20 protein-coding genes are annotated in these 20,460 nt (G+C 70.5%); 10 read left to right on the top strand and 10 right to left on the bottom strand.

The window, feature by feature from the left end:
• The 5 genes from AB0B55_RS24395 to AB0B55_RS24375 all read left to right on the top strand — a co-directional run bounded on the left by AB0B55_RS24395 (window position 1) and on the right by AB0B55_RS24375 (window position 5,951).
• Window positions 1–2,532: a CHAT domain-containing protein gene (locus tag AB0B55_RS24395; RefSeq protein ID WP_357174025.1), complete on the top strand. Its 2,532-nt coding sequence runs from the start codon at window positions 1–3 to the stop codon at window positions 2,530–2,532.
• 65 nt (window positions 2,533–2,597) lie between these two features.
• Window positions 2,598–3,554: a hypothetical protein gene (locus AB0B55_RS24390; RefSeq protein WP_357174022.1), complete on the top strand. Its 957-nt coding sequence runs from the start codon at window positions 2,598–2,600 to the stop codon at window positions 3,552–3,554.
• A gap of 203 nt (window positions 3,555–3,757) precedes the next feature.
• Entirely contained in the window at window positions 3,758–3,988 is a 231-nt protein-coding gene (locus tag AB0B55_RS24385; protein ID WP_355047752.1) for a hypothetical protein, read from the top strand.
• A gap of 93 nt (window positions 3,989–4,081) precedes the next feature.
• Window positions 4,082–5,266, top strand: a complete 1,185-nt coding sequence (locus AB0B55_RS24380) for a radical SAM protein (protein WP_357174018.1) — start codon at window positions 4,082–4,084, stop codon at window positions 5,264–5,266.
• A 124-nt stretch (window positions 5,267–5,390) separates the two neighbouring features.
• Window positions 5,391–5,951: an RICIN domain-containing protein gene (locus AB0B55_RS24375; RefSeq protein WP_357174015.1), complete on the top strand. Its 561-nt coding sequence runs from the start codon at window positions 5,391–5,393 to the stop codon at window positions 5,949–5,951.
• 147 nt (window positions 5,952–6,098) lie between these two features.
• Here AB0B55_RS24375 and AB0B55_RS24370 read toward each other — a convergent pair whose 3' ends face one another.
• The 3 genes from AB0B55_RS24370 to AB0B55_RS24360 all read right to left on the bottom strand — a co-directional run bounded on the left by AB0B55_RS24370 (window position 6,099) and on the right by AB0B55_RS24360 (window position 8,976).
• On the bottom strand, window positions 6,099–7,277 hold the full coding sequence (locus AB0B55_RS24370) for a GDSL-type esterase/lipase family protein (protein ID WP_357134541.1): 1,179 nt from the start codon (window positions 7,275–7,277) through the stop codon (window positions 6,099–6,101).
• An 84-nt stretch (window positions 7,278–7,361) separates the two neighbouring features.
• Complete coding sequence (locus AB0B55_RS24365; protein WP_357134539.1) at window positions 7,362–7,931, bottom strand: WHG domain-containing protein; 570 nt, start codon at window positions 7,929–7,931, stop codon at window positions 7,362–7,364.
• 436 nt (window positions 7,932–8,367) lie between these two features.
• Entirely contained in the window at window positions 8,368–8,976 is a 609-nt protein-coding gene (locus AB0B55_RS24360; protein WP_357174012.1) for a TetR/AcrR family transcriptional regulator, read from the bottom strand.
• A 106-nt stretch (window positions 8,977–9,082) separates the two neighbouring features.
• Between AB0B55_RS24360 and AB0B55_RS24355 the strand changes: the two genes are divergently transcribed.
• The 3 genes from AB0B55_RS24355 (at window position 9,083) to AB0B55_RS24345 (ending at window position 11,515) form a co-directional block, all read left to right on the top strand.
• Entirely contained in the window at window positions 9,083–9,718 is a 636-nt protein-coding gene (locus AB0B55_RS24355) for a hypothetical protein (protein ID WP_357174257.1), read from the top strand.
• A 1-nt stretch (window position 9,719) separates the two neighbouring features.
• On the top strand, window positions 9,720–11,141 hold the full coding sequence (locus AB0B55_RS24350) for an NAD(P)/FAD-dependent oxidoreductase (RefSeq protein ID WP_357174010.1): 1,422 nt from the start codon (window positions 9,720–9,722) through the stop codon (window positions 11,139–11,141).
• A 68-nt stretch (window positions 11,142–11,209) separates the two neighbouring features.
• Window positions 11,210–11,515: a hypothetical protein gene (locus tag AB0B55_RS24345; RefSeq protein WP_357124738.1), complete on the top strand. Its 306-nt coding sequence runs from the start codon at window positions 11,210–11,212 to the stop codon at window positions 11,513–11,515.
• A gap of 130 nt (window positions 11,516–11,645) precedes the next feature.
• Here the strand turns inward: AB0B55_RS24345 and AB0B55_RS24340 are convergent, their stop codons facing one another.
• Window positions 11,646–12,191, bottom strand: a complete 546-nt coding sequence (locus AB0B55_RS24340) for a TetR/AcrR family transcriptional regulator (RefSeq protein ID WP_357174007.1) — start codon at window positions 12,189–12,191, stop codon at window positions 11,646–11,648.
• 31 nt (window positions 12,192–12,222) lie between these two features.
• Between AB0B55_RS24340 and AB0B55_RS24335 the strand changes: the two genes are divergently transcribed.
• On the top strand, window positions 12,223–13,131 hold the full coding sequence (locus AB0B55_RS24335) for an SDR family oxidoreductase (protein WP_357174004.1): 909 nt from the start codon (window positions 12,223–12,225) through the stop codon (window positions 13,129–13,131).
• A gap of 35 nt (window positions 13,132–13,166) precedes the next feature.
• Here the strand turns inward: AB0B55_RS24335 and AB0B55_RS24330 are convergent, their stop codons facing one another.
• A complete protein-coding gene (locus AB0B55_RS24330) occupies window positions 13,167–13,739 on the bottom strand; it encodes a TetR/AcrR family transcriptional regulator (RefSeq protein ID WP_357124748.1) in 573 nt (190 codons plus the stop codon).
• Between the two features lie 162 nt (window positions 13,740–13,901).
• On the opposite strand from AB0B55_RS24330, the gene AB0B55_RS24325 reads away from it, so the two are divergent.
• Window positions 13,902–14,798 (top strand): NAD-dependent epimerase/dehydratase family protein, encoded by an 897-nt coding sequence (locus tag AB0B55_RS24325; protein ID WP_357174002.1) that lies wholly within the window; start codon window positions 13,902–13,904, stop codon window positions 14,796–14,798.
• On the opposite strand, the gene AB0B55_RS24320 is transcribed toward AB0B55_RS24325, so the two are convergent.
• The 5 genes from AB0B55_RS24320 to AB0B55_RS24300 are packed head-to-tail and all read right to left on the bottom strand — an operon-like array spanning window position 14,780 to window position 20,423.
• On the bottom strand, window positions 14,780–15,166 hold the full coding sequence (locus AB0B55_RS24320; protein ID WP_357124754.1) for a DUF4387 domain-containing protein: 387 nt from the start codon (window positions 15,164–15,166) through the stop codon (window positions 14,780–14,782). The genes AB0B55_RS24325 and AB0B55_RS24320 overlap by 19 nt on opposite strands.
• Entirely contained in the window at window positions 15,156–16,529 is a 1,374-nt protein-coding gene (locus tag AB0B55_RS24315) for an acyclic terpene utilization AtuA family protein (protein ID WP_357174000.1), read from the bottom strand. The genes AB0B55_RS24320 and AB0B55_RS24315 overlap by 11 nt, the downstream gene beginning before the upstream one ends.
• Before the next feature lie 29 nt (window positions 16,530–16,558).
• The gene (locus AB0B55_RS24310; protein ID WP_357173997.1) at window positions 16,559–18,223 is read right to left on the bottom strand and encodes an FAD-binding dehydrogenase; all 1,665 of its coding nucleotides are present in this window, start codon (window positions 18,221–18,223) and stop codon (window positions 16,559–16,561) included.
• Window positions 18,220–19,164, bottom strand: coding sequence for an NAD(P)-dependent oxidoreductase (locus AB0B55_RS24305; protein ID WP_357173994.1), 945 nt, complete (start codon window positions 19,162–19,164; stop codon window positions 18,220–18,222). The genes AB0B55_RS24310 and AB0B55_RS24305 overlap by 4 nt, the downstream gene beginning before the upstream one ends.
• Window positions 19,164–20,423: an MFS transporter gene (locus tag AB0B55_RS24300; RefSeq protein ID WP_357173991.1), complete on the bottom strand. Its 1,260-nt coding sequence runs from the start codon at window positions 20,421–20,423 to the stop codon at window positions 19,164–19,166. The genes AB0B55_RS24305 and AB0B55_RS24300 overlap by 1 nt, the downstream gene beginning before the upstream one ends.
• Window positions 20,424–20,460: the final 37 nt, after the last annotated feature.

The following is a 20,460-nucleotide window of genomic DNA, read 5'->3' as shown; positions in this document are numbered from 1 at the left end:
ATGCGCCCGGCCACCCTCGCCCGGCGGGCCATCCGCTGGCACGCGGCGGGCCTGGCGTCGAGCGACGCCGGTCAGCCGGGGCGGGCTGCCCGCGAACTGCGGGCGGGCCTACGGCTGGCCAAGCGCCACCCGGCCCTGCGTGACATCCACGTCCGCCTGCTGATCAGCCTCGCCTGGGCGGAGTCCGAGCGAAGCCGGGTGGAGCTGGGCTTTCGGCTGCTGGACGAGGCCGAGGCACTCGCGGCTGCGCCGCAGCGGCCGATCCTGCTCGGCCAGCGGGCCCTGCTCCTCAAGCGCAGCGGCCGTAACGCGGAGGCGCTTAGTCAGTACGACGAGTCCATCGACCTGTTGAGCGACCTCACCTACCCGCTTGATCTGGTCAAGGCGCTCAACAATCGCGGCCTCGTGCACGTGGAGGCGGGCAACGTCCGGCTCGCCCGCGCCGACCTGCGGCGCTGCGCGGAGGTCGCCGCCCGGTACGGGCTCGGTCTGCACGTGGCCATGGCGCGGACGAACCTGGGTTGTCTGGACGTGATCGCCGGTGACCTGCCCGCCGCGCTGCGTGCCTTCGCCCAGTCCGACGCCGACTACCAGGTGCTCGCGCCGGGCCGGCTCGCCAACCTGGCCGTGGAACGGGCTCGCGCGCTGGTCGCGGCCGGGCTGTACCGCGAGGCCGAACGGCAACTCGCCAGCGCGGTGGAGCGGGCGGCGCAGCAGCAGCTCGGACACACGTACGCCGATGCCCTTCAGGTTCGTGCGGAGGCGGCCCTGCTTGCCGGCGAACCGGTCGCTGCCGCGCGGTGGGCCCGACGTGCCCGGGTCGCTTTCCTCGGCCGTACGAACGTCCGCCGTGCGGCCCTGGCTGCCCTGTTCGAGCTCCGCGCCGACCAGGCGGTCAGCGAGGTCGACCAGGCGACGGTGGCCCGGCGCGCCGGGGTGCTGGCCGGCCGGTTGGCCCGGCTCGGGCTGCCTGAGGATGCTCGGGTCGCCGGTCTGGTCAAGGCCCGGGCGCTGGTGGCCGCGGGCCGACCCCGCCGGGCGGCGGAGCTGATCGGGCGACAGTCCGGACCGCGACGGACCGATCGGCTCGACACGCGCCTGCTCTGGCACATGGCCCGTGCGGAGGTGGCGGCCTCGGCCGGCCGGTCGGCCGAGGCGCGGCGGAGTCTGTTGGCCGGAATGGCTGCTCTGCACCGGCACCGCGCCCGGTTCGGCTGCGCCGACCTGCAGACCGGGGCCGCGGTGCACGGCCGCGACCTGGCCCGGGCGGGGCTCGCCGCAGCGTTGGCAGAGGGCTCCGCCATCGCCGTCTACCGGTGGTCCGAGCGGGCGCGGGCCCAGGCGCTGCTGCTGCCGCCGGTGCGGCCGCCCGACGACCCGGTCGCCGCCGAGGCGCTGGAAGAGCTGCGCCAGCTACAGCACCGCGTCCGGCAGGCAGAACTCGCGGGGCGCCCGACCTTGGCCTTCCACAGTCGGTTGGAGGCGCTCCAGCGGATGATCCGGGAGCGCGCCTGGGCGACGCCGGGCCCCCGGGACGCGGCGCCGACGACGCCGGCGCCGCTGAGCGCCGTGACGGCGGAGCTGGCTGGCGCGGCGCTCGTGGTGTACGTGGCCGCCGGGGACATCCTGCGCGCGCTGGTGGTCACTGACCGGGCGACCTCGGTGGTGGTACTTGGCGACCGCGGCCTGGCCGAGGAGGCGGTACGACGACTACGCGCCGACCTGGACGCGCAGGCGGGCCGGTCCATGCCCGCCCGGCTGGCGGCGGTGGTCCGCGCCGCTACGCGGCAGGACGCCGACCACGTGGAGTCGATGCTGCTCGACCCGGTGCTTGCGCTGGTCGGCGACCGGGACCTGGTGCTGGTCCCGACCGGGCTGTTGCTGACCACGCCGTGGCATGCCCTGCCAGCGTGCGTGTCCCGGCCGGTCACGGTGACGCCGTCGGTCGGGGTCTGGCTGGCCGCCCGGCGTCGCCTGAAGGCCGGCGGGCCCACGGCCGGGTCGGCGGCGGTGACGGTGGTGGCGGGACCGGGAATCCCCCGGGGGCAGGCGGAGGCGCGGGTCGTGGCGTCGCTGCACCCGGGCGCCGTTCTGCTCGCCGGGGCGGAGGCGACCCCGGCGGCGACCCTCGCGGCGATGGCCGGCGCCGGCCTCGCCCATGTGGCGGCGCATGGGCAGCACCAGACCGAGAACCCGCTGTTCTCCACGCTGGAGCTGGCCGGCGGCCCGTTGCTGGGATACGACGTGCAGGAACTGCGGAACGCGCCGCGTACCGTGGTCCTGTCCTGCTGCGACCTGGGCCTGACCGACGTGCGGCACGGCGACGAGGCGCTCGGCATGCCGACCGCCCTGCTCGCCGCAGGCACCGCCACGGTCGTCGCGAGCGTCAGCCGGGTCGCCGACGAGGCGGCCATGGAGATCATGGCGGCATATCATCGGGCGGTCGTCGCGGGCCGATTGCCGGCGGCAGCACTGGCTGAGGCCGTACGCGGCAATCAGCCCTCGAGCTTCGTCTGTTTCGGTGCCGGCTGAGCCGACCGCGCCAGAGTCGCACCGACGGCAGGTATCCAGGATGCCGTCCGGCCCCCCATCCAGGCATGACTGACCACACTGTGAAGAAGCGCCATCGCCGGGCGGGTCTCGCCGCCGGCCTCGCCGTGCTCGCCCTGGCGGCCGGTCTCCTGACGGCATGCCGCACGAACGGCGGCGCGGCGAGCAGCGGTGCCGAGAACCGCCCGGGTACGGCCGACGGCCTCGCGAAGATCGCCGGAGGCGGCGGCTGCCCGCCGGCCGGCACCCGCAGCGGCGGATTGCTTCCGCAGCTGGACGAGGCAAGCTACGCCTCGGTCGAAAACCCCTGCCTGCCGTACGTCGACCTGGTCAGTGAGGTGACCCAACGGATCGTGCCGGGGCAGCGGCCCCGGGTCGACCAGTTCCTCGACAACCTCGGCCGCTTCGCCGACCGGCTCGGGCAGGTCAACGACGCCGTCCAATGCGCCTACCAGACCGACCGGCTGGCGGTGCGGATCTACCAGAGCCGGCGCGACTCCTGGGCGGTCGGCGTGGTGGCGGTCGTCCGTGGCCGCCTCGGCGCGGTCGCCGACACGGCCGCCTGCTTCCTGATCAAACAGATTCCGCTCCTGAATCTGGCCACCCAGGGCATCGGACCGGATCAGGACAGCCCTGCGTACTGCTTCGACACCAGCCACCAGCGACGTGCCGGCGAGGACTACACCATCATGTGGATCGGCTCGTCGGCGCTCACCTGCCGGGGGCTCCAGGACGGCCTGGTTCCCGGCGAGGGGCGGCTCGTCGCGGTGAAGGCCCGCCCCGACGCGTCGCTGCGCGCCGGCCCGTCCACGGGTGACCGGGTGCTGCGCAAGGTGCCCGACGGCACGCTGGGCCGGGTGACCTGCTACCGCACCGGGGAAGCCGTCAAGGGCGACAGCGCGTGGGCCCGGACGACCGTCCTCGGCGACACCGGCTGGATAGCTGCGGCCTATCTGGACAGCGCTCAGCCGGTCCGGGCTACCGGATTGTGCCCGGACAACTGAGGCGGCCCCGTGCGCGGTCCCACGGGGGCCGGCGGGGACGCCTGCGCCGCAGATCCGCAGACCTCCATCGCGGACACCGTCGCTGACCGGCGGCACTCGGTCGGGAGAGAGTCCGACGGATCGGTATCTGCTACCGGCCCTGCCGCCACGTATTCACCAAGACCGGCGGGAAGCCGTTCCGGCCGGAGAAGGGAGCAGGCCAGATGTGCGGTATTCAGATCGGTGCCGAGGAGCTGGAGGGCATTCTCGTCAACCGGGGGCCGGACGTCTCCGTTGAGGAGGCCGCCGCCTGCGGCGTCCAGATCGGGGCGCCGGAGGTGAGCCGGGTTCTCGCCAACCGCAGCGCGGCGCAGATCGCGGACGCCTCCTGCGGGATCCAGATCGGCGCGCCGGAGAACGTCACGTTGCAGCGCGACGCCGGCCCGAACGCCTAGCCGGGGGCAGCACCGCGGGGCCTGTCGGCGACTGTGAACGACCGACAGGCCCCGCTGACCCGACGATCAGGACCAACGCTGGAAGGAAGAGCCATGATCGGTACCCGCCTGGATGACATCGACGCACCGCGGCTGATCCGCAGCGAACACGGCTGGTGGTTCATCGGCAACCAGACCTGGACCCTGCTGCGCCCCGAGTGTGTGGGGTCGGACGGCACGGTGGACGCTGCCACCACGGGCTTCCTCCGCCGCACGGGGGCGTTCGAGCCGCGCGTGCCGGTCTCGTTTTCGCTGACCGTGCTCACCACGACCACCTGCAACCTCGGCTGCGCCTACTGCTTCCAGAACACCGGGGTGGACGACACGGGCGGCGCACGGCCGCCGCGGATCCGGCGGGCCTGGCTGGACACTGACACCGTCGATCGCATCATCACCTTCGCCCGGGACCGGATGCGTCAGTGCGAGCTGGATCGCCTGTACCTGCTGCTGTTCGGGGGTGAGCCGCTGCTCAATCCCCGGGGCTGCCGCACCCTGCTGGACCGAGCGCGCGCGATCGGGCTCGACCAGTGCGCGATGACCACGAACGGCGTTCTGCTGACCCCGAGGTTGGCCCGTGAGCTGTACGCGGCGGGTCTCAACGGCGTGCAGGTGACGTTCGACGGCAGCCGGGCGGATCATGACCAGATCCGGGTCAAGCGGTCCGGCGCGCCCACCTTCGACACCATCGTTCGCAACGTCGCTCGTGCGACAGAGGTCACCGGGCTGAACTGGAACCTGCGGGTGAACGTGTCGCACCACAATTTCGACCGGATCGCCGACCTCGTCGGGGAACTGGCCGCCGGCCTGAGCCCCGACCGGTGCACGGTGACGTTCGCCTGGGTGGGCGACGCGGGCTTCGGATACCACAACACCATGCGGCACATCGACACCGTGAGCGACGCGTTCGCGGGTTGGAGTATCGCCGCGTTGGAGGCGGGTTTCCGGGTGGTCCGACCCAGCATGAGAACCACCTGCCACATCTGCTCGGTGCCCGGAGGCCGGCACGGCGCCGTGGTCAACGCCGACGGTCAACTCTTCAGCTGCTGGCAGTCGGCCGGGAAGCCCGGCTTCGAGGTGGGCAGCATCGACGAGGGGTACCTGGACGTGGCCAGCGTCCCGGAACGCTGGGTGCGCTGCGGTTACGAGTACGAACAACCGGAAGCGGCGGTGGCCGACACCTTCCAGGACCGGGTCGACGGACGGTTGCTGGACTACCTCTACACCAGTGGGCGCCTGTAACCCTGCCGATCGGCACCCCTTCCCCACCTGAGGCCGGTCCTCGCCCGCGCTGTAGCGGACGTATCTGATGCCGACCGGCCGCCCCTTCATCGATGTCGTCCCCCTCCAGCCGAGAGGAATGCTCATGAACATCCTCAACCGGACGTCCACGGTGCTCGCGGTGTGCGTCGGACTCGTAGCCGCCAACCTGGTGGCCGTCTCACCTGCGAGCGCCGCCGCCGAATACTCATTCAGATCCCAGAGCTCGGCTACCAGCGAGTACCCCTTCGGCAGCCTGTGCATCGACGTGTCGTACTCCAGTACTGCCAACGGCACGGCGATCAAGCAGTGGCCCTGCTACGACGGCCCGGCCCAGAAGTGGACGATGGTCTACGAGGGAAGGTGGAACGGCGTCGTCTACTACCAGCTTGTCAGCTCGCTCTGGTCGGCAGAGGGCCCCAAGTGTCTCGACGTGCCCTGGGGCAACCCGGCAGCGGGCCAGACGCTACTGTGGGACTGCCTGGGCGTCGCGCGGCAGCTCTGGTCCGTTACGCAGGTACCGGGAGCGAATGGGTACGCGCTACGGAACCTCCAGACCGGGCAGTGCGTCGATGTTCCCTGGGGCGACCCCGTCGCGGGCAACGCCGTGTGGCAGTGGCCCTGTAACAGCACCACTGCCCAGCAGTGGGTCTTGCGCGCCTGGTAGTGGGTGACCGGGGCGGACGAGGTTCTGGCGGGGTCAGGGTCCGGCGGGCTGGGCACGGGCACAGACGTCGCCCGAGTTGGCCTCGTGGGGGAGCGCCCGCGGGTACGCCGCCACCTCGTCCGCCGCTGCTCGGCGCACGACAGGCGGTCAGCCGGTCTTGGTGGCGAAGGGGCCGCCGTCGCCGAACGCGAGCCGCGCGAAGTTCTCGGCGATACGGCGGTGTCCGGCGGAATCGGGGTGCACCTCGTCGGGGAGTGGGAGTTCGGCGTAGTCCGCCTCGCCGTAGAGGTCACGTCCGTCGAGGTAGTGCAGGTTCGGGTCTTCGGCCGAGCGCTGTTCGACGATCCGGGCGAGTTCGTCACGGATGACGTTGAGGGTCAGCCGCCCAGCGCTGCGTTCGGCCGGATCGCCGGTGGCCTTGAAGCGCAGCGTCCCGCCCTCGAAGTCCGGCACGAGGGGACCGGGCGTGTCCTCCTGCACCGGGCACAGGATGGCGGACACGACCAGCAGTGGTGTGGTCGGGTGCCCCTCGCGGACCGTGTCGAGGAAGCCGTGGACCGCAGGGGTGAAGGCGCGCAGACGCATCACGTCGCTGTTGACGATGTTGATGCCGATCTTGACACTGATCAGGTCAGCGGGGATGTCCCGCATGGCGCGGGCGGTGAACGGGTCGAGCAGCGCGCTCCCGCCGAATCCCAGGTTGACCAACTCCACGCCGCCCTCGGCCGCGGCCAGGGCTGGCCAGATGGCGGTGGGATGAGTGGCGTTCGAGCCGTGGCTGATGGAACTGCCGTGGTGCAGCCACGTCCTGCTTCCGGTGGGCGGGGTCCGCTCAACGGGCGCGTCGGTGCGCAGCGCGATCAACTCGGTGATCTCCGTGTGTGGAAGCCAGATCTCGATGTCTTTCTCACCCTCCGGCAGACCCGCGAAGCGGGCGGTGCCGGACGGCCCTTCGGTCAGCACGGAAGTCTGGGTGAACATGTTGGTAACCGTCCGGACGTTGCCTTCGGGCACCGACGCCTGCGCGGCCAGGCGCCCGTTGATCAGCAGGTCGTAGACGCCGTCCGGTGGGGCCGGGAAGCCTTGGTAGACCCGCTTGGTGGGCAGGGTGTCCAGTTCGATGGTGGTGGCCCGGGTACGGAAGGCCAGCCGTACGCCGGACGGCTGGGCCTCGGCCATGGCCAGTTGGTCGTCGGGGATCTGCTGGCGGGCCCGGGCGGTCAGTCGGTGCGGCAGTAGACCGCGCGCGGTCGCCTCCAGATCGACAAACCCGCGCACCAGGCCCGCGGTGACCGGGGTGGTGATCCACTGGTGTTCGGTGGGCATTGCCTCAAGCCTCTCGATCGAGATCTCGATGTTCATCGGCGCGCCGCGCTGCGAAGCGCTGGCGGTGGTGCGGCCGTCGTCGGGTCAGCGAGTGCTGCGGGTGCGTAACACCGCGTCGAGCGAATCCACGATCCATTCCCAGGATTCCAGCGCGTCGGGAGCGCTGTGTTCGAAACCGCCGGCCAGCTCCAAGCTGACGTAGCCGTGGAACACGCTGCCCAACATGCGGACCGCGTGGGTCGCGTCCGGCTCGTCCAACCCGTAACCCCGCAAGATCGCCCGAGCCATCTGCGCGTGCTGGACACCGGCACTGGCGGCCGCCGTTTCCCGATCGAGCCGGAGCCGGGTGGCGGCATAGCGGCCCGGGTGTTCCCTGGCGTAGTCGCGGTAGGCGTCAGCGAACGCGGCTAGCGCGTCCCTGCCGGCTCGACCGGCGACGGCATCGGCGACGCGGTCAGCGAGTTCCTTGAGCGCGAACAGCGCGATGCGGATCCTGAGGTCCTGTGAGTTCTTCAGGTGCGAGTACAGGCTCGGGACCTTGACGTCGAACCGTCGAGCGAGCGCCGAGACGGTGACCTGGTCGAAGCCGACCTCGTCGGCCAGTTCCGCCCCCGCTCGGGTCAGACGCTCCGGCGTCAGTCCTGGTCTATCCATCACGCTCCCCTGTCTGCCTACAGCTATTATGCTTCTACCTAATACCTGTAGGCAAATCGGTCGTGAGGTTGCGACTGACGCACCGTTCCGCCTGGTCGTCTGCGCGTCAGCGCAACGGGGAGTGCCAGGAGCGGTTCCGGGATCGTGGGCGCACACGAGGATGAGCCCTCGCAGCGATTCGCCGAGTTGGGCGACGACACTGGCTGGTCTGGCCGCCCCCCGCCCTGCAGCGCCGGTCGCTACGAGCCAGAGCAGCCGCCGTGCTGGCGGACTAGAGCCTGTTTCATAAGAACTGGCCGGCCTGCGGCGGGCCCGGACGACGACCGGCGGCGTTGCGGTTTCGTCCGGATACAACACCGGTATCCGGACGAAACCGCGCCTTGCCGGATCGCCGCCCGGACTCCGCCTCGGCTCGATCGCCCTTATGAAACAGGCCCTAGCCGGCGGATTCGGTCGACTGGCGCTCGGCGGTGATCCGGAGGAGTCCTTCGATGCCGCGGAGGAAGGTCTCGGACACCAACGCGGGGTCGAAGAGGCATCCGGCTGCCATGGCACCGTCGCGGAGCATGACGAAGTGACGCGCGGCGGACTCTGCCGTCTCCTCCTGGACCTGCGCCATCAGCGTGGTGAGCGTGTCCAGGAACCATTGCCGGTGGGCGATGATCTCCTGACGTACGGGATGTTCCGTGTCTGGATACTCCGCCGCGGCGTTCAGAAACGCGCATCCACGGAACCCCGGGGACTGGATGCTCTCGGCGATCGAGTTGGCGATGGCCAGGAGTGGGGCGACCGGTCGTGCGTCGGCGGTGATGACCGTGTCGACCCCGCCGCGATCCATCTCATGGATCTCACGCAGGTAGGCGAGGATGAGATCGTCCTTGCTGGGGAAGTGCCGGTAGAAGGTGGCCCGGGTCACCTTCGCCTCGGCGATGATCCGATCTACGCCGACGGAATGGATGCCCTCCGAGTAGAAGATCCTGGTTGCCGTGGCAAGGAGCCGTTGGCGCGCCTGGGAGGGCCGGGCACCGGATGCGGTGGGCGTCATGTCGCCATGGTAGCGGATAGAACGTTCGGTCTAAGGGTCTCGACAGCCCTAGCCAGCGGTGGGTAGCGCAGGGTCGGTGGAGTGGATAGAACGTTCGGTCTTGACGATGTGGGTGGAGCGTGTCATGCTCGACAAGACAGAACGATCGGTCTCCCTAGCCCCTCCGCTGAAAGGGTCACCCGTGACCACCATTGCTGCTTCGCCCGGTATTTCCCAGACGGCCTCCGCGCTGCGGCGGCTCTACTTCGTCCGCTTCGCGTTCGCCATCGTGTGGGCCCTCGTGACGATCGCCACCGCCAAGGAGATCGGTCCGCTCGCGGTGACGCTTTTCGTGATCTACCCGCTGTTCGACGTGGGCGCCGCCATCTACGACCTCCGTTCGTCGCGGACCACCGGCTCGCCGACCCTGCTGTACGTGAACATCGCGGTAAGCCTGATCACGGCCGTCGGTCTGGGTGTCGCTGGCGCGTCCGGTATCCCCGCCATTCTGCGGGTGTGGGGCGCCTGGGCGATCGTCGCCGGTCTGGTCCAGTTGATCGTCGGTGTCACCCGTCGCAAGATGGGCGGCCAGTGGCCGATGATCATCAGCGGCGGCATCTCGGTCCTGGCTGGTGGGTCCTTCATCGCCGGCGCCGCCGCGGACAACCCGGCGCTGACCAACGCCGCCGGCTACGCCATCCCCGGCGCCATCTTCTTCCTCATCGCGGCCATCCGCCTCGGCCGCGCCGCGAAGGGCAACTGACATGACCACCATCGAGTACGACGTCATTGTGATCGGCGCCGGTCCGGTCGGGGAGAACGTGGCCGATCGGGTCGTCCGGGGCGGGCTGACTGCCGCGATCGTCGAGCGGGAGTTGGTCGGGGGTGAGTGCTCGTACTGGGCCTGCATGCCGACCAAGGCGTTGCTGCGCAGCGCGTCCGCCTTGCGCGCGGCTCGCCAACTGCCGGGGGCGCGGGAGGCGGTGACGGGAGACCTGGACGCGGCTGCGGTGCTGGGCCGGCGGGACTCCTTCGCGTCGCATTGGCAGGACGACGGTCAGGTGTCCTGGCTGGCGTCGGCGGGCATCGCGCTGCACCGCGGTCAGGGGCGGATCAGTGCCGCCCGCGTTGTCGAGGTGACCGGCGTCGACGGTGTCACGACGACGCTGACCGCGCGGCACGCCGTGGTCGTCGCGACGGGCAGCAGCGCCCTGTTGCCGGATATCCCGGGGCTGCGCGAGGCGACGCCGTGGTCCAGCCGCGAGGCCGCTTCGGCCAGTTCGGTTCCCCGTCGGCTCGCCATCATCGGTGGTGGCGTCGTGGCCGCCGAAATGGCGACCGCGTTCGCCGCCCTGGGGTCCGCAGTGACGGTGCTGGCCCGCGACGGTGTGTTGCCGTCGGCGGAGCCGTTCGCCGGTGAACTGGTCACCGAGTCGTTGCGCGAGGCCGGCGTGTCCGTACACCTCGGCGCGGAGGCCGTCGCCGTCAACCGCGACGACAGTGGAGTCGTCCACCTCAAGACCGCGTCCGGCGAGCGGATCGAAGCTGACGAGGTGCTGGTGGCGGTCGGTCGTACGCCGAACACCCAGGACATCGGCCTCGACCGGGTCGGGCTGGCGCCGGGCGCCTGGCTGGCGGTCGACGACACCCTGCGTGTCGTCGGCGGCGGCGAGTGGCTCTATGCGGCGGGCGATGTGAACCGGCGGGTGCTGCTGACCCATCAGGGCAAGTACCAGGCGCGGGCGGTGGGCGACGTGATCGTGGCCCGGGCGAAGGGTGCGAAGGTCGAGGACGGCCGGTGGGGCCGGCACGTGGCGACGGCTGACGAGCGGGCGGTGCCGCAGGTGGTCTTCACCGATCCGGAGATCGCGTCGGTGGGCTTGACCGCGGCTGCGGCCGAGGCAGCTGGGCTGCGGATCCGGGTCGTGGACTACGACCTTGGGGCCGTCGCCGGAGCTTCCCTGCACGCCGATGGCTACCGGGGACACGCCCGGATGGTCGTCGACGAGGACCGCAAGGTGATCGTCGGCCTCACCCTCGCCGGCCCGGACGTCGCGGAACTGATCCACGCCGCGACCATCGCCATCGTCGGCGAGGTCCCGTTGGACCGACTGTGGCACGCGGTTCCGGCCTACCCGACCGTCAGTGAGGTGTGGCTGCGGCTGTTGGAGACCTACGGCCGCTGAATTCGGGTCTGCGGCGTTAGTTGTGTCCGAAATAGAACAATCATTCTTTCCACTTTGAGGAGAGCCCCGTGCCGACCAAGATCACAATCATCATCGACAACCCGGCGAGCCCCGACGACTTCGAGCGGGCCTACGCGGACGTGAAGGCTGCCGCAGCGAAGTTCCCGAAGCTGCGGCGACTCGAGTCTGCGAAGGTGTGGCCGAAGGAGGATGGCACCGCTACCCCCGCGTACCGGACGCTCGACCTCTACTTCGACAGCTACGACGACGCCTCCGCGGCGGTCGCGACAACCGTTGCCGCTGATGTCTTCGGCACCCTCGCGGGGACGCAGGTCCCGTTCAAGGGCCTGTTCTCGGACATCGAACAGGCTTGACGATCAGCGCTTCCCGGGCGTAGGCGGAAAGGACGCCTGCGCCCGGTTCGTGCGCTGCGGCGGCCTCGGGACCGCTTCCGCCGCAGCCGACGAAAGACCTGGTCGACCTCGAGCTTCGGGCGGCGAAATTTCAGGGTTGGAGCGTGCGCAGCATCAGTGCGAGATAGCGCTGGGAAGCCGTCACGGCGTCGGGCCCAGCGGCCAGGACGTCGCCGTGGTGGGCCGCGATCAGCAGCCGGAAATCGGCGACGGTCAGGTCGGCGCGGACGGTGCCCATCGCCTGTGCCTGCCGCAGCAGCCGGGCGATGACCCGTTCGGTCTCCTGCCGCTCGTGGTCGAGCCCGCGTCCGGTGACCACCGCCTCGACGTAGGCCCTGGTGAAGCCTCTGTCCTGTAACTGGTACGCGCAAAGCGTGCGAATCAGTTCCCGCAGCGCACGCGCCGGGTCCGGGTCGCTGAGGGCTTCGGCGTGCATGGCCGCGCAATCGTTCCACTGATCGCCGTAAGCGTCGGTGATGAGGCGGTCCCGGGTGGGAAAGCGCCGGTAGACGGTGGCGACGGACACACCGGCGCTGCGAGCGATCCGAGCCACCGTGACGTCCTCGCCCTTCTCGGCGAAGGCGCGCCGTGCCGCGGCCAGGATTCGGCGTCGCTTCTCCTCGGCGTCCCAGCGCATCAAACGAGCGTACGCGTGGACGTTTCTCCGCATGAAGAAGTGCAACAACCGTACGCCGCGATACCTCAGTCCGTTGCCGAGCCTACGACGAGGGTCGGACCGTGGTAGCTGCTTCGATACGCGACACGAAGGGGAGATCATGGAAACGATGGAGGGCACGACAAGCCTCGTCACCGGCGCGAGCCGGGGCATCGGCCGCGCGATTGCCAAGCGGCTCGCCGCGGCTGGGTCACTGGTGGTGGTGCACTACGGCACGAGCGAGTCGGCCGCGCAAGAGACCGTCGCGCAGATCACCGAGGCGGGTGGCGCCGCGTTCGCGGTCGGCGCGCAGCTCGGCGTGGCGGGTGATGCCGATCGGCTCTGGGCTGGCGTGGAGGCCGGGTTGGCCGAACGCGGCGCGCCGCGCGGCATCGATGTGCTGGTGAACAACGCGGCGATCGGCGGGGCCACGCCGACGCTTTCCACCGCACGGCCGGGTGACTTCGACGAGTTGTTCGCGATCAACGTGAAAGCGCCGTTCTTCGTGATCCAGCGGGGCCTGAACCTGCTCCGCGACGGTGGTCGGATCGTCAATGTCTCGTCCGTCGCCACCCGGGTCGCGATACCCGGCACTCTCGCGTATGCCATGACGAAGGGCGCGATCAACACGCTCAGCGTCACGCTGGCACAGGAACTGGGCCCTCGGGGTATCACGGTGAACGCGGTGATGCCCGGGACCACCGCCACCGAGAACAACGTGGCCTGGTTCGCCGCCCAACCGGCGCTACGCGAGGTCGTCACCGGGCTCTCGGCCCTGCGTCGGGTCGGAGAGCCGGCGGATATCGCGGACGTGGTCGCCTTCCTTGCTTCTCCAGCCGCGCGATTGGTGACCGGCCAGGTGATCGACGCCTCCGGTGGGACGCATCTCGGTCTCTCCGTCGACCAGGGGCCGCCGGAGTAGCCGCGACCGGGTTTGCGTTGTGGTCCCTGCGGCGCTCAGCGGGCCCGTATCCCGTTCAGCACAACATCGAGGTAGTGGCGGCCGGCGGCGGCTTGCTGTTGCGTGTCGGTGGCTGGGTGCATCCTGGCCGAGAAGGCGACTCCACACATCAGTGGCGTCATGTCGGCGAGCGTGATGCCGGGCGCCAGCAGCCCTGCGGCCCTGACCCGTACGAACAGCGTGTTGAACAGCGAGGACAACTGATCGAGCAGGTCCGCGGTGCCCGGCAGGGTGGTCGTGGGCGTGGACAGGACCGAGGACAGGGCGGCGTCGAGTAGTTGCGCGTCCACGACCCTGACCAGGAGATCACGGAAGGCCGTCCAGGGGTCGTCCTGCTGCGCGGCCCGTTCGGCGGCCTGGATCAACGTCTCAAGTCCGTCCACCGACACCGCCTCGATCAGTGCCTGAGGCGTCGGGAAGTGCCGGTATACCGTGGCGACGCCAACGCCGGCCGCGCGGGCCACCTCGTTCAGCTGAATCGGGGTGCCGTCCGCGACCAGTTTCCGGCCAATCTCGATGATCCGCTGGCGGTTGCGTACTGCGTCCTTACGGGGCGGCGAGGCGGTCACTCCTCCAGCATAAGCGGATAACAGCTCCACTTGCCCCCACCTGGAGCCGTGGCCCCCAATGGGAGGCTCAGGCCGGCGAAACGGATGGCCCATCCGGTTCGTGCTACGGTTGGCAAACGGATGGTCCATCCGTTTCACCGATCGCTCGGCTCTGGAGAGAACATGCGGATCCTCATCACCGGCGGCACCGGCTACCTGGGCTCGGTGCTCGTCGAACACTTCGTCGCGGCAGGCCACGACGTGGTAGCGCTGACCCGGTCCCCGGAATCAGCGGCCAAGGCGGCAGCGGCGGGTGCGTTTCCTCTGCTCGGCAACCTGACCGACACCGCGCTCCTTGAGCAGGCTTCCGCGGAAGCCGATGCGGTGGTGCACACCGCAGTCGACTACTTCGGTGGCGAGGACGCGATCAGGGCAGAGGCCGCTGCCGTGGCGGCGCTGACCCGTGGGGCGGGCAGGGCAGGCACCGGCAAGCCGTTCCTCTACACCAGCACGAACCTGGTCTACGGGCTCGACCCCGACCATTCCCGCGACGAGGACGCGGAACTGCCGGAGCCGGGCCCGCAGCCCTTCAAGCTCGTCGGCGAGCGACTGGTGCGCGAGGCGGCGGGCCTGACCGGCCTCATCATCCGCGCGGGTCTGGTCTACGGTCGGGGCGGCTCCCTGCTGTTGACCAGTCTGATCGACGCCGCGACCCGCTCGGGCGCGGCCACCTACATCGACGCCGGCGACAACGAGTGGACCCCGGTGCACGTGGACGATCTCGCCCGCCTGTACCTGACGGCCCTGGAGCGCCCGGTAGCGGGCATCTACAACGCGGCCGGACCGCAACAGTTCAGCTTCCGCGAACTTGCCGAGGCGATCGCGGATCTGACCGGAGCCACCGCGACCTCGATCACCGCCGAACAGGCGGAGAGCGCCATGGGGCCGATGGCCGCGTTGCTCCGATCCTCGGCGCGCATCACCTCCGACAGAGCGCGCACCACGTTCGGCTGGAGCACCAGCGGTCCCGCCCTCCCGGAGGACGTACGCTCCGGCTCCTATCAGGTCGCGAACAGGTGAGCCCCAGCCTGGTCAGCCGAGGTGTCGTCGGTGGCGGGGGAGTCGGGCAGCGGGAGCATGGCCAGGGGCACGTGGTGCTGCCCGGCGTGGATGTCCCGGTCGCGCAGGCTGCCCTGCGCCACCGGGCGCGGGAACGAAATCTTGACGACGTTCAGCGCCGGTATCCGGAAGATGCGGATGGTGTCGGCCGGTACGCCGTAGAGGCGGGCGACCAGCGGCGCGTCCAGGAAGCCCGGGTCGGCTACCAGGGCGTACCCGGCAGTGTCGCGCATGAACAGTTCCATCGTCACCCAGAACGGGCCGGCGTTCTTCGACCGGACCTCCAGCGCGAGGTCGGCGACGGTGCGGGGGTGGGCGTTATCGGACAACACTGTCCTCCGGGAGGTGGATGCGGAAGAGGCTGGTGGGCGAGTCCACGTCGACGACGTGGTGGAGGACGAACTCGTACGCCACCCCGCGCTCGGTCTCGGCGGGGGAGTAGGGGAACGCGAGGCTGGGCAGGTAGTCCATGTCGGGCGTGGGCAGGTGCAGCATGAGCGGATTGGCGATCTTCGCGACGGCGGTGGCCGTCTGCTGATCCGCGGCGCGGACCAGGAGCATCACGCCGACCTCGCGGGGTGTCCGGGTGTCCGGGTCCTTCGCCTCCAGCACGGCGTCGTAGCCGTACAGGCGGATGTCGAAGGCGTAGTCGTCGGCGCTGAGACCGAGCGTCTGGGCGACCCGATCCGTGGTGACCCGCCGCAGCAGCTGCGCCCAGGTGGTGATCTGGCCGAGGATGTGCGGGTCGCGGATGGCGGTGAACGACATCGTCTCGTAGCCGGTGATCCGGGCCCCCTCAAGCTTGTTCGTGTACGGGGCCGGCTCGAACCGGGAGCCCTCCACCCGTACCCGCCGCTCGTCCAGGGCCCGGTAGGTGGCGTCGGCGACCATCAGCGTGCCGGCCGGTTCCCGCATCGAGAACGGGTCGGCGGTCTCGTAGAGCATGTGCGCGGCGACCGAGGTGGGCGTGCAGGCGACGGCCGGGTCCAGCGGCTCGATGATGAAGCCGGTGGCGTCGATGGTGGCGAAGACCCCGCTGGAGCGCGGGTTCGTGGTGCACTGCGCGCCACACTCGATGATCTTGGCGGCGTGCCAGGTCGGGCCGGCCGGCATGCCGGCCATCAGCGGGAAGGCGGCGGCCACGGCGGTGTCGGTGGCGCGCCCGGCCAGTACCACGTCGGCCCCGCCCGCCAGCGCCTCAGCGATCGGCTCATGGCCCATCATCGCCACGATGTGCTGGCAGCTGTCCAACGTCGCCGGATCGAGGTCGCCGGCCGGCGGGAGCGGGTGGATCCGGCCCCGGTCGAGATGGTCCTTGAGGTCGGTGGCCCGCTGCTCGCTGTAGATGGTGGCGACCCGCAGGTCCAGCCCTTCCTCGGCCAGGATGCCGCGGGCGATCCCGGCGACCCAGTCCACGCCGGAGTCGGTGCCGCTGGTACCGCACGAGCCGACGATCAGCGGGATACGCGCTTTCGCCGCCGCCCGGAGCAGCAGGCGCAGGTCGCGGGCCACGGCCGCCGCGGTGGTCTTGGCCGTGCCGGTGCCCAGATAGTACGGGCCGGAGTCGGTGGACCCTCCGTCCACGGCGATGACGTCGGCACCGAGTTCCAGCCCACGGTCAACGATCTCGGGCGGGAAACCCGAGCCGAGCATGCCCGAGGGCACGAGAATGCGTACGCGGTCGGCGGTCACGGTTTCCTCATTTCGGGGGTACGAGCCGGTCATCCGACGGTGGCGGCCACGGCGCGGCCGGCCTGGCGGCCGGAGAAGAGACAGCCGCCCAGGAAGGTGCCTTCCAGCGCGCGGTAGCCGTGCATGCCGCCGCCGCCAAACCCACTGGCCTCGCCGGCGGCGTAGAGCCCGGGTACCGGCTGACCGGCACCGTCCAGCACCCGACCATCGAGGTCGGTGTGCAGGCCGCCCAGGGTCTTGCGGGTGAGCACATGCAGACGTACGGCGATCAGCGGCCCGGCCTTCGGGTCGAGGAGTCGGTGCGGCGCCGCCGTCCGCATGAGCCGGTCGCCCCGGTAGTTTCGGAAGTTACGGATGGCGGCGATCTGCATGTCCTTGGTGAAGCTGTTGGCCAGCTCCCGGTCGCGCGCCTCGATCGTGCGCTGGATGTCGAGCGGGTCCAGCAGTGGCTCGTCGGTGAGCGCGTTCATGCCCTTCACCAGCTCGTCCAGCCGGTTGGCCACGACGAAGTCGGCGCCCCGCTGCTTGAATGCCTCCACCGGCGCCGGCGCGCCGGCACGGAGGCGGCCGAGTACCTGTTTGACGCTGCGACCGGTCAGGTCCGGGTTCTGCTCGGAGCCGGAGAGCGCGAACTCCTTCTCGATGATCTTCTGGGTGAGAATGAACCAGCTGTGGTCGTGGCCGGTGGTGCGCAGGTGGGCGAGCGTGCCGAGGGTGTCGAATCCGGGGTAGAGCGGCACCGGCAGCCGTCGTCCGCGCGCATCGAGCCAGACAGAGGACGGCCCGGGCAGGATCCGGATGCCGTGCTTGTCCCAGATCGGGTTCCAGTTCTGGATGCCCTCGACGTAGTGCCACATCCGATCCGGGTTGATCACGGCGCCGCCAGCGTCCTGCGTGATGGTCAGCATGCGGCCGTCCACGTGGGCGGGCACGCCGCTGATCAGGTGGGTGGGCGGCGTACCGAGCCGTGCCGGCCAGTTGCGGCGGACCAGGTCGTGGTTGCCGCCGATACCACCGGAGGTGACGATGACGGCCTGCGCGGTGTAGGCGAAGTCGCCGATCTCCTCCCGCGAGCTGGCGCTGCCGCGGACGGCCTCGCTGGGCTCCAGGACCCGGCCCGTGGCACCGACCACCGCGCCGTCGCTGACGGTCAGCGCGTCGACCCGGTGCCGGAAGGCGAACCGGACGAGGCCGCGGCCGGCCGCCTCCCGCACGATCGCGATGAAGGGTTCGAGCAGGCCCGGTCCGGTACCCCAGGTGACGTGGAAGCGGGGCACCGAGTTGCCGTGTCCGGTGGCGTCGTAGCCCCCGCGTTCGGCCCAGCCGACGATGGGGAACATCTTGACGCCGAGGCTCCGCAGCCACGCGCGTTTCTCGCCGGCGGCGAAGTCGACGTACGCCTCGGCCCAGCGCCGTGGCCAGGCGTCCTCGGGGCGGTCGAAACCGGCGCTGCCCTGCCAGTCCTGCCAGGCGAGTTCGGTCGAGTCGCGGATGCCCATCCGGCGCTGCTCGGGCGAATCGACCAGGAACAGCCCGCCGAACGACCAGAACGCCTGGCCGCCGAGGCTCTGCTCGGGCTCCTGGTCCAGCAGCAGGACGGATCGGCCAGCGGCGACGAGTTCGGCGGTGGCCACCAGTCCGGCGAGGCCCGCGCCGATCACCATCACGTCCGCGTCCGCTGTTGTGGTGGTCATGCCGGCTCCTTCGGTTCGGTGAGCGAGTGGGCCGGCCGGCCGTCGAGGGCGGCGACGAGTTCCTTGGCACCCTCCATCCCCGCGGCCAGCCGGGCCTCGGCAGTCTGCCCGGCCATATGCGAGAAGACAGTGATGCCGGCCACGCCGCGCAGGATGCTGTCGGCGGGCAGCGGCTCCACGTCCACCACGTCGAGGGCTGCGCCCGCCAGCCGGCCGGACCGGACCGCCTCGACCAGGGCGGCCTCGTCGACGAGTGGCCCGCGGGCGGTGTTGATCAGGTGCGCGCCCGGCTTCATCCGGGCCAACGCCGCGCTGTCGATGAGGTGGCGCGTGAGCGGGGTCAGTGCGGTGTGGACCGACACGAAGTCGGCGGCGCGCAGCAACTCGTTGAGCGTGACCCGGGTGACCGGCGCGGGAAGGCTGCCGGTGCACAGCACTGTCATGCCGAAGACGGCGGCCAGCGGCGCCACCCGCTGGGCCACCGCGCCCCGCCCGATCAGGCCGAGCGTCTTGCCGCGCAGCTCGTGGCCGTCGGCGCGGGGCCAGCCGCCGGCGGCCACCCCCGCGGCCATCGGCACCAGGCACCGGGCCTGGGCGAGCAGCAACCCCAGGGTGTACTCGGCCACCGCGTTGGCGTTGATCCCGGGCAGATTGCTCACGCTGATCCCGAGCCGGCCGGCGGCGGCCACGTCGACGGAGTCGTACCCGACTCCGGTACGCACGACGGCGCGCAGGTCCGATGCCTGGCGCAGCACCTCCGCGGTCATCGGCTCGTTGGCGATCAGCGCCCCCTCGACGCCGGCCAGGGCCGCGATCAGCTGCTCCGGCCGGCGTGGTCCCCGCATGGGGTCGTGCCGGGTCGTGAAGCCGAGCCCGGTCAGGTAGGTGTCCACTTCGTCACCGGGGGCGAGGTAGTCAGTGGTGATGAGGATGGTCGACATCATTCGCTTCCCGTGAGGGTGCCGGCCCGGTTGGCCGGGTGCACACGCTGCAGGCGTTCGAGACGTACGACGACGAGCATGGCGAGTAGGGCGAGCACCGCGATGTAGAGCAGCATCCCGTCCCAGCCGACCAGGTCGATCACGCCGCCGATCAGGGCGGGGCCGCCGAAGCCGCCCAGGTACCAGGTGACCGCGTACAGGCCGGTGTAGGCGCCGAACACCCGGCTGGACGGCGCCAGGTTCCACAGCGCCACCGCCGCGTTGATGGTGAAGGCGGCGGCGCCGGCCGAGGCCACGCAGAACGCGACGACCGTACCGGTGGCGGTCTGCACGATGGCGCCCGCCGCCAGCGCGACGGCGAAGACGGTGATGCCCACGGCGATGATCCGCAGCCGTCCGAAGCGTTCGGCCAGCAGTGCGGCCGGATAGGCGGCAGCCACGTAGACGATGCCGCTGGGCAGGGTGAGCCCGCCCGCGTCGCCGCGGCTCAGACCCAGCGCCTCCATGCCGTACGGCGTGATCAGCGACCGGGAGGCGAACCATGCCCCGCCGAAGAGCAGGACGGTCAGCAGCAGCAGGAGCCGGCGGCGATCCTGGTCGGTGAACAGGCCGGAGACGATCTGCCGCAGCGGTTGGCTGACCGCGGCGGGGCCGGCGGAGGCCTCCTCGGCCACCGCGGCCTGGTAGGCCGCCGACTGGCTGTCGCGCACCTTGGCCAGCAGCACGAACGTGGCGGCCAGCATGATCACCGACGGGATGACGAAGGCTGCCCTTGGATGCTCGTCCACCACGAGCAGGCTGATCAGCGACGCGACGATGATGGTCAGCGCGGTCGCGATCTTCACGACGGCGTTCGCCCGGCTTCGCCGTTGTGGGGGCAGGAAGTCCGGCACCAACGACTCCGCCAGCGGTCGTGTGGTGTTGGCGATCAGCGCGTAGCAGAACATCACCACGACCAGGGTTGCCAGCGACGTGGTCCACGGCAGCAGGACGAAGACCAGCGCGGCCAGGGGCATGCCCACCGCGAGGTACGGGATCCGCCGTCCCCACCGGGTCCGGGTGTTGTCGGACCGGTTGCCGATCCAGGGCTGGATGAAGATTCCCAGCAGGTTGTCCATCCCCATCAGCGCGCCCACGAGCGCCGCGCTCGTCACGTGCTCGCGCAGCAGCACGGGCACCTGATTGTCATAGAAGTTCCAGGTTGATTCCTGAGCGAAGAGTGCGAGGGCTATGAAGAACGTGATCCGCCGGTTGGACACACGTCCACCTCCTTGTGTCCCAGGTCACGTTAAATTG

The organism is Micromonospora sp. NPDC049107, assembly GCF_040648595.1.
Classification (GTDB): domain Bacteria; phylum Actinomycetota; class Actinomycetes; order Mycobacteriales; family Micromonosporaceae; genus Micromonospora.
The sequence above is the reverse complement of the archived record's forward strand: the minus strand, read 5'-3'. Positions and strand labels throughout refer to the sequence as shown.

Bases quoted from the DNA above. Each gene is read 5' to 3' on its own strand.
- AB0B55_RS24395 (WP_357174025.1), top strand. From the start codon at position 1: ATGCGCCCGGCCACCCTCGCCCGGCGGGCCATCCGCTGGCACGCGGCG.
- AB0B55_RS24390 (WP_357174022.1), top strand. From the start codon at position 2,598: ATGACTGACCACACTGTGAAGAAGCGCCATCGCCGGGCGGGTCTCGCC.
- AB0B55_RS24385 (WP_355047752.1), top strand. From the start codon at position 3,758: ATGTGCGGTATTCAGATCGGTGCCGAGGAGCTGGAGGGCATTCTCGTC.
- AB0B55_RS24380 (WP_357174018.1), top strand. From the start codon at position 4,082: ATGATCGGTACCCGCCTGGATGACATCGACGCACCGCGGCTGATCCGC.
- AB0B55_RS24375 (WP_357174015.1), top strand. From the start codon at position 5,391: ATGAACATCCTCAACCGGACGTCCACGGTGCTCGCGGTGTGCGTCGGA.
- AB0B55_RS24370 (WP_357134541.1), bottom strand. From the start codon at position 7,277: ATGCCCACCGAACACCAGTGGATCACCACCCCGGTCACCGCGGGCCTG.
- AB0B55_RS24365 (WP_357134539.1), bottom strand. From the start codon at position 7,931: ATGGATAGACCAGGACTGACGCCGGAGCGTCTGACCCGAGCGGGGGCG.
- AB0B55_RS24360 (WP_357174012.1), bottom strand. From the start codon at position 8,976: ATGACGCCCACCGCATCCGGTGCCCGGCCCTCCCAGGCGCGCCAACGG.
- AB0B55_RS24355 (WP_357174257.1), top strand. From the start codon at position 9,083: ATGTGGGTGGAGCGTGTCATGCTCGACAAGACAGAACGATCGGTCTCC.
- AB0B55_RS24350 (WP_357174010.1), top strand. From the start codon at position 9,720: ATGACCACCATCGAGTACGACGTCATTGTGATCGGCGCCGGTCCGGTC.
- AB0B55_RS24340 (WP_357174007.1), bottom strand. From the start codon at position 12,191: ATGCGCTGGGACGCCGAGGAGAAGCGACGCCGAATCCTGGCCGCGGCA.
- AB0B55_RS24335 (WP_357174004.1), top strand. From the start codon at position 12,223: ATGAAGAAGTGCAACAACCGTACGCCGCGATACCTCAGTCCGTTGCCG.
- AB0B55_RS24325 (WP_357174002.1), top strand. From the start codon at position 13,902: ATGCGGATCCTCATCACCGGCGGCACCGGCTACCTGGGCTCGGTGCTC.
- AB0B55_RS24310 (WP_357173997.1), bottom strand. From the start codon at position 18,223: ATGACCACCACAACAGCGGACGCGGACGTGATGGTGATCGGCGCGGGC.
- AB0B55_RS24305 (WP_357173994.1), bottom strand. From the start codon at position 19,164: ATGTCGACCATCCTCATCACCACTGACTACCTCGCCCCCGGTGACGAA.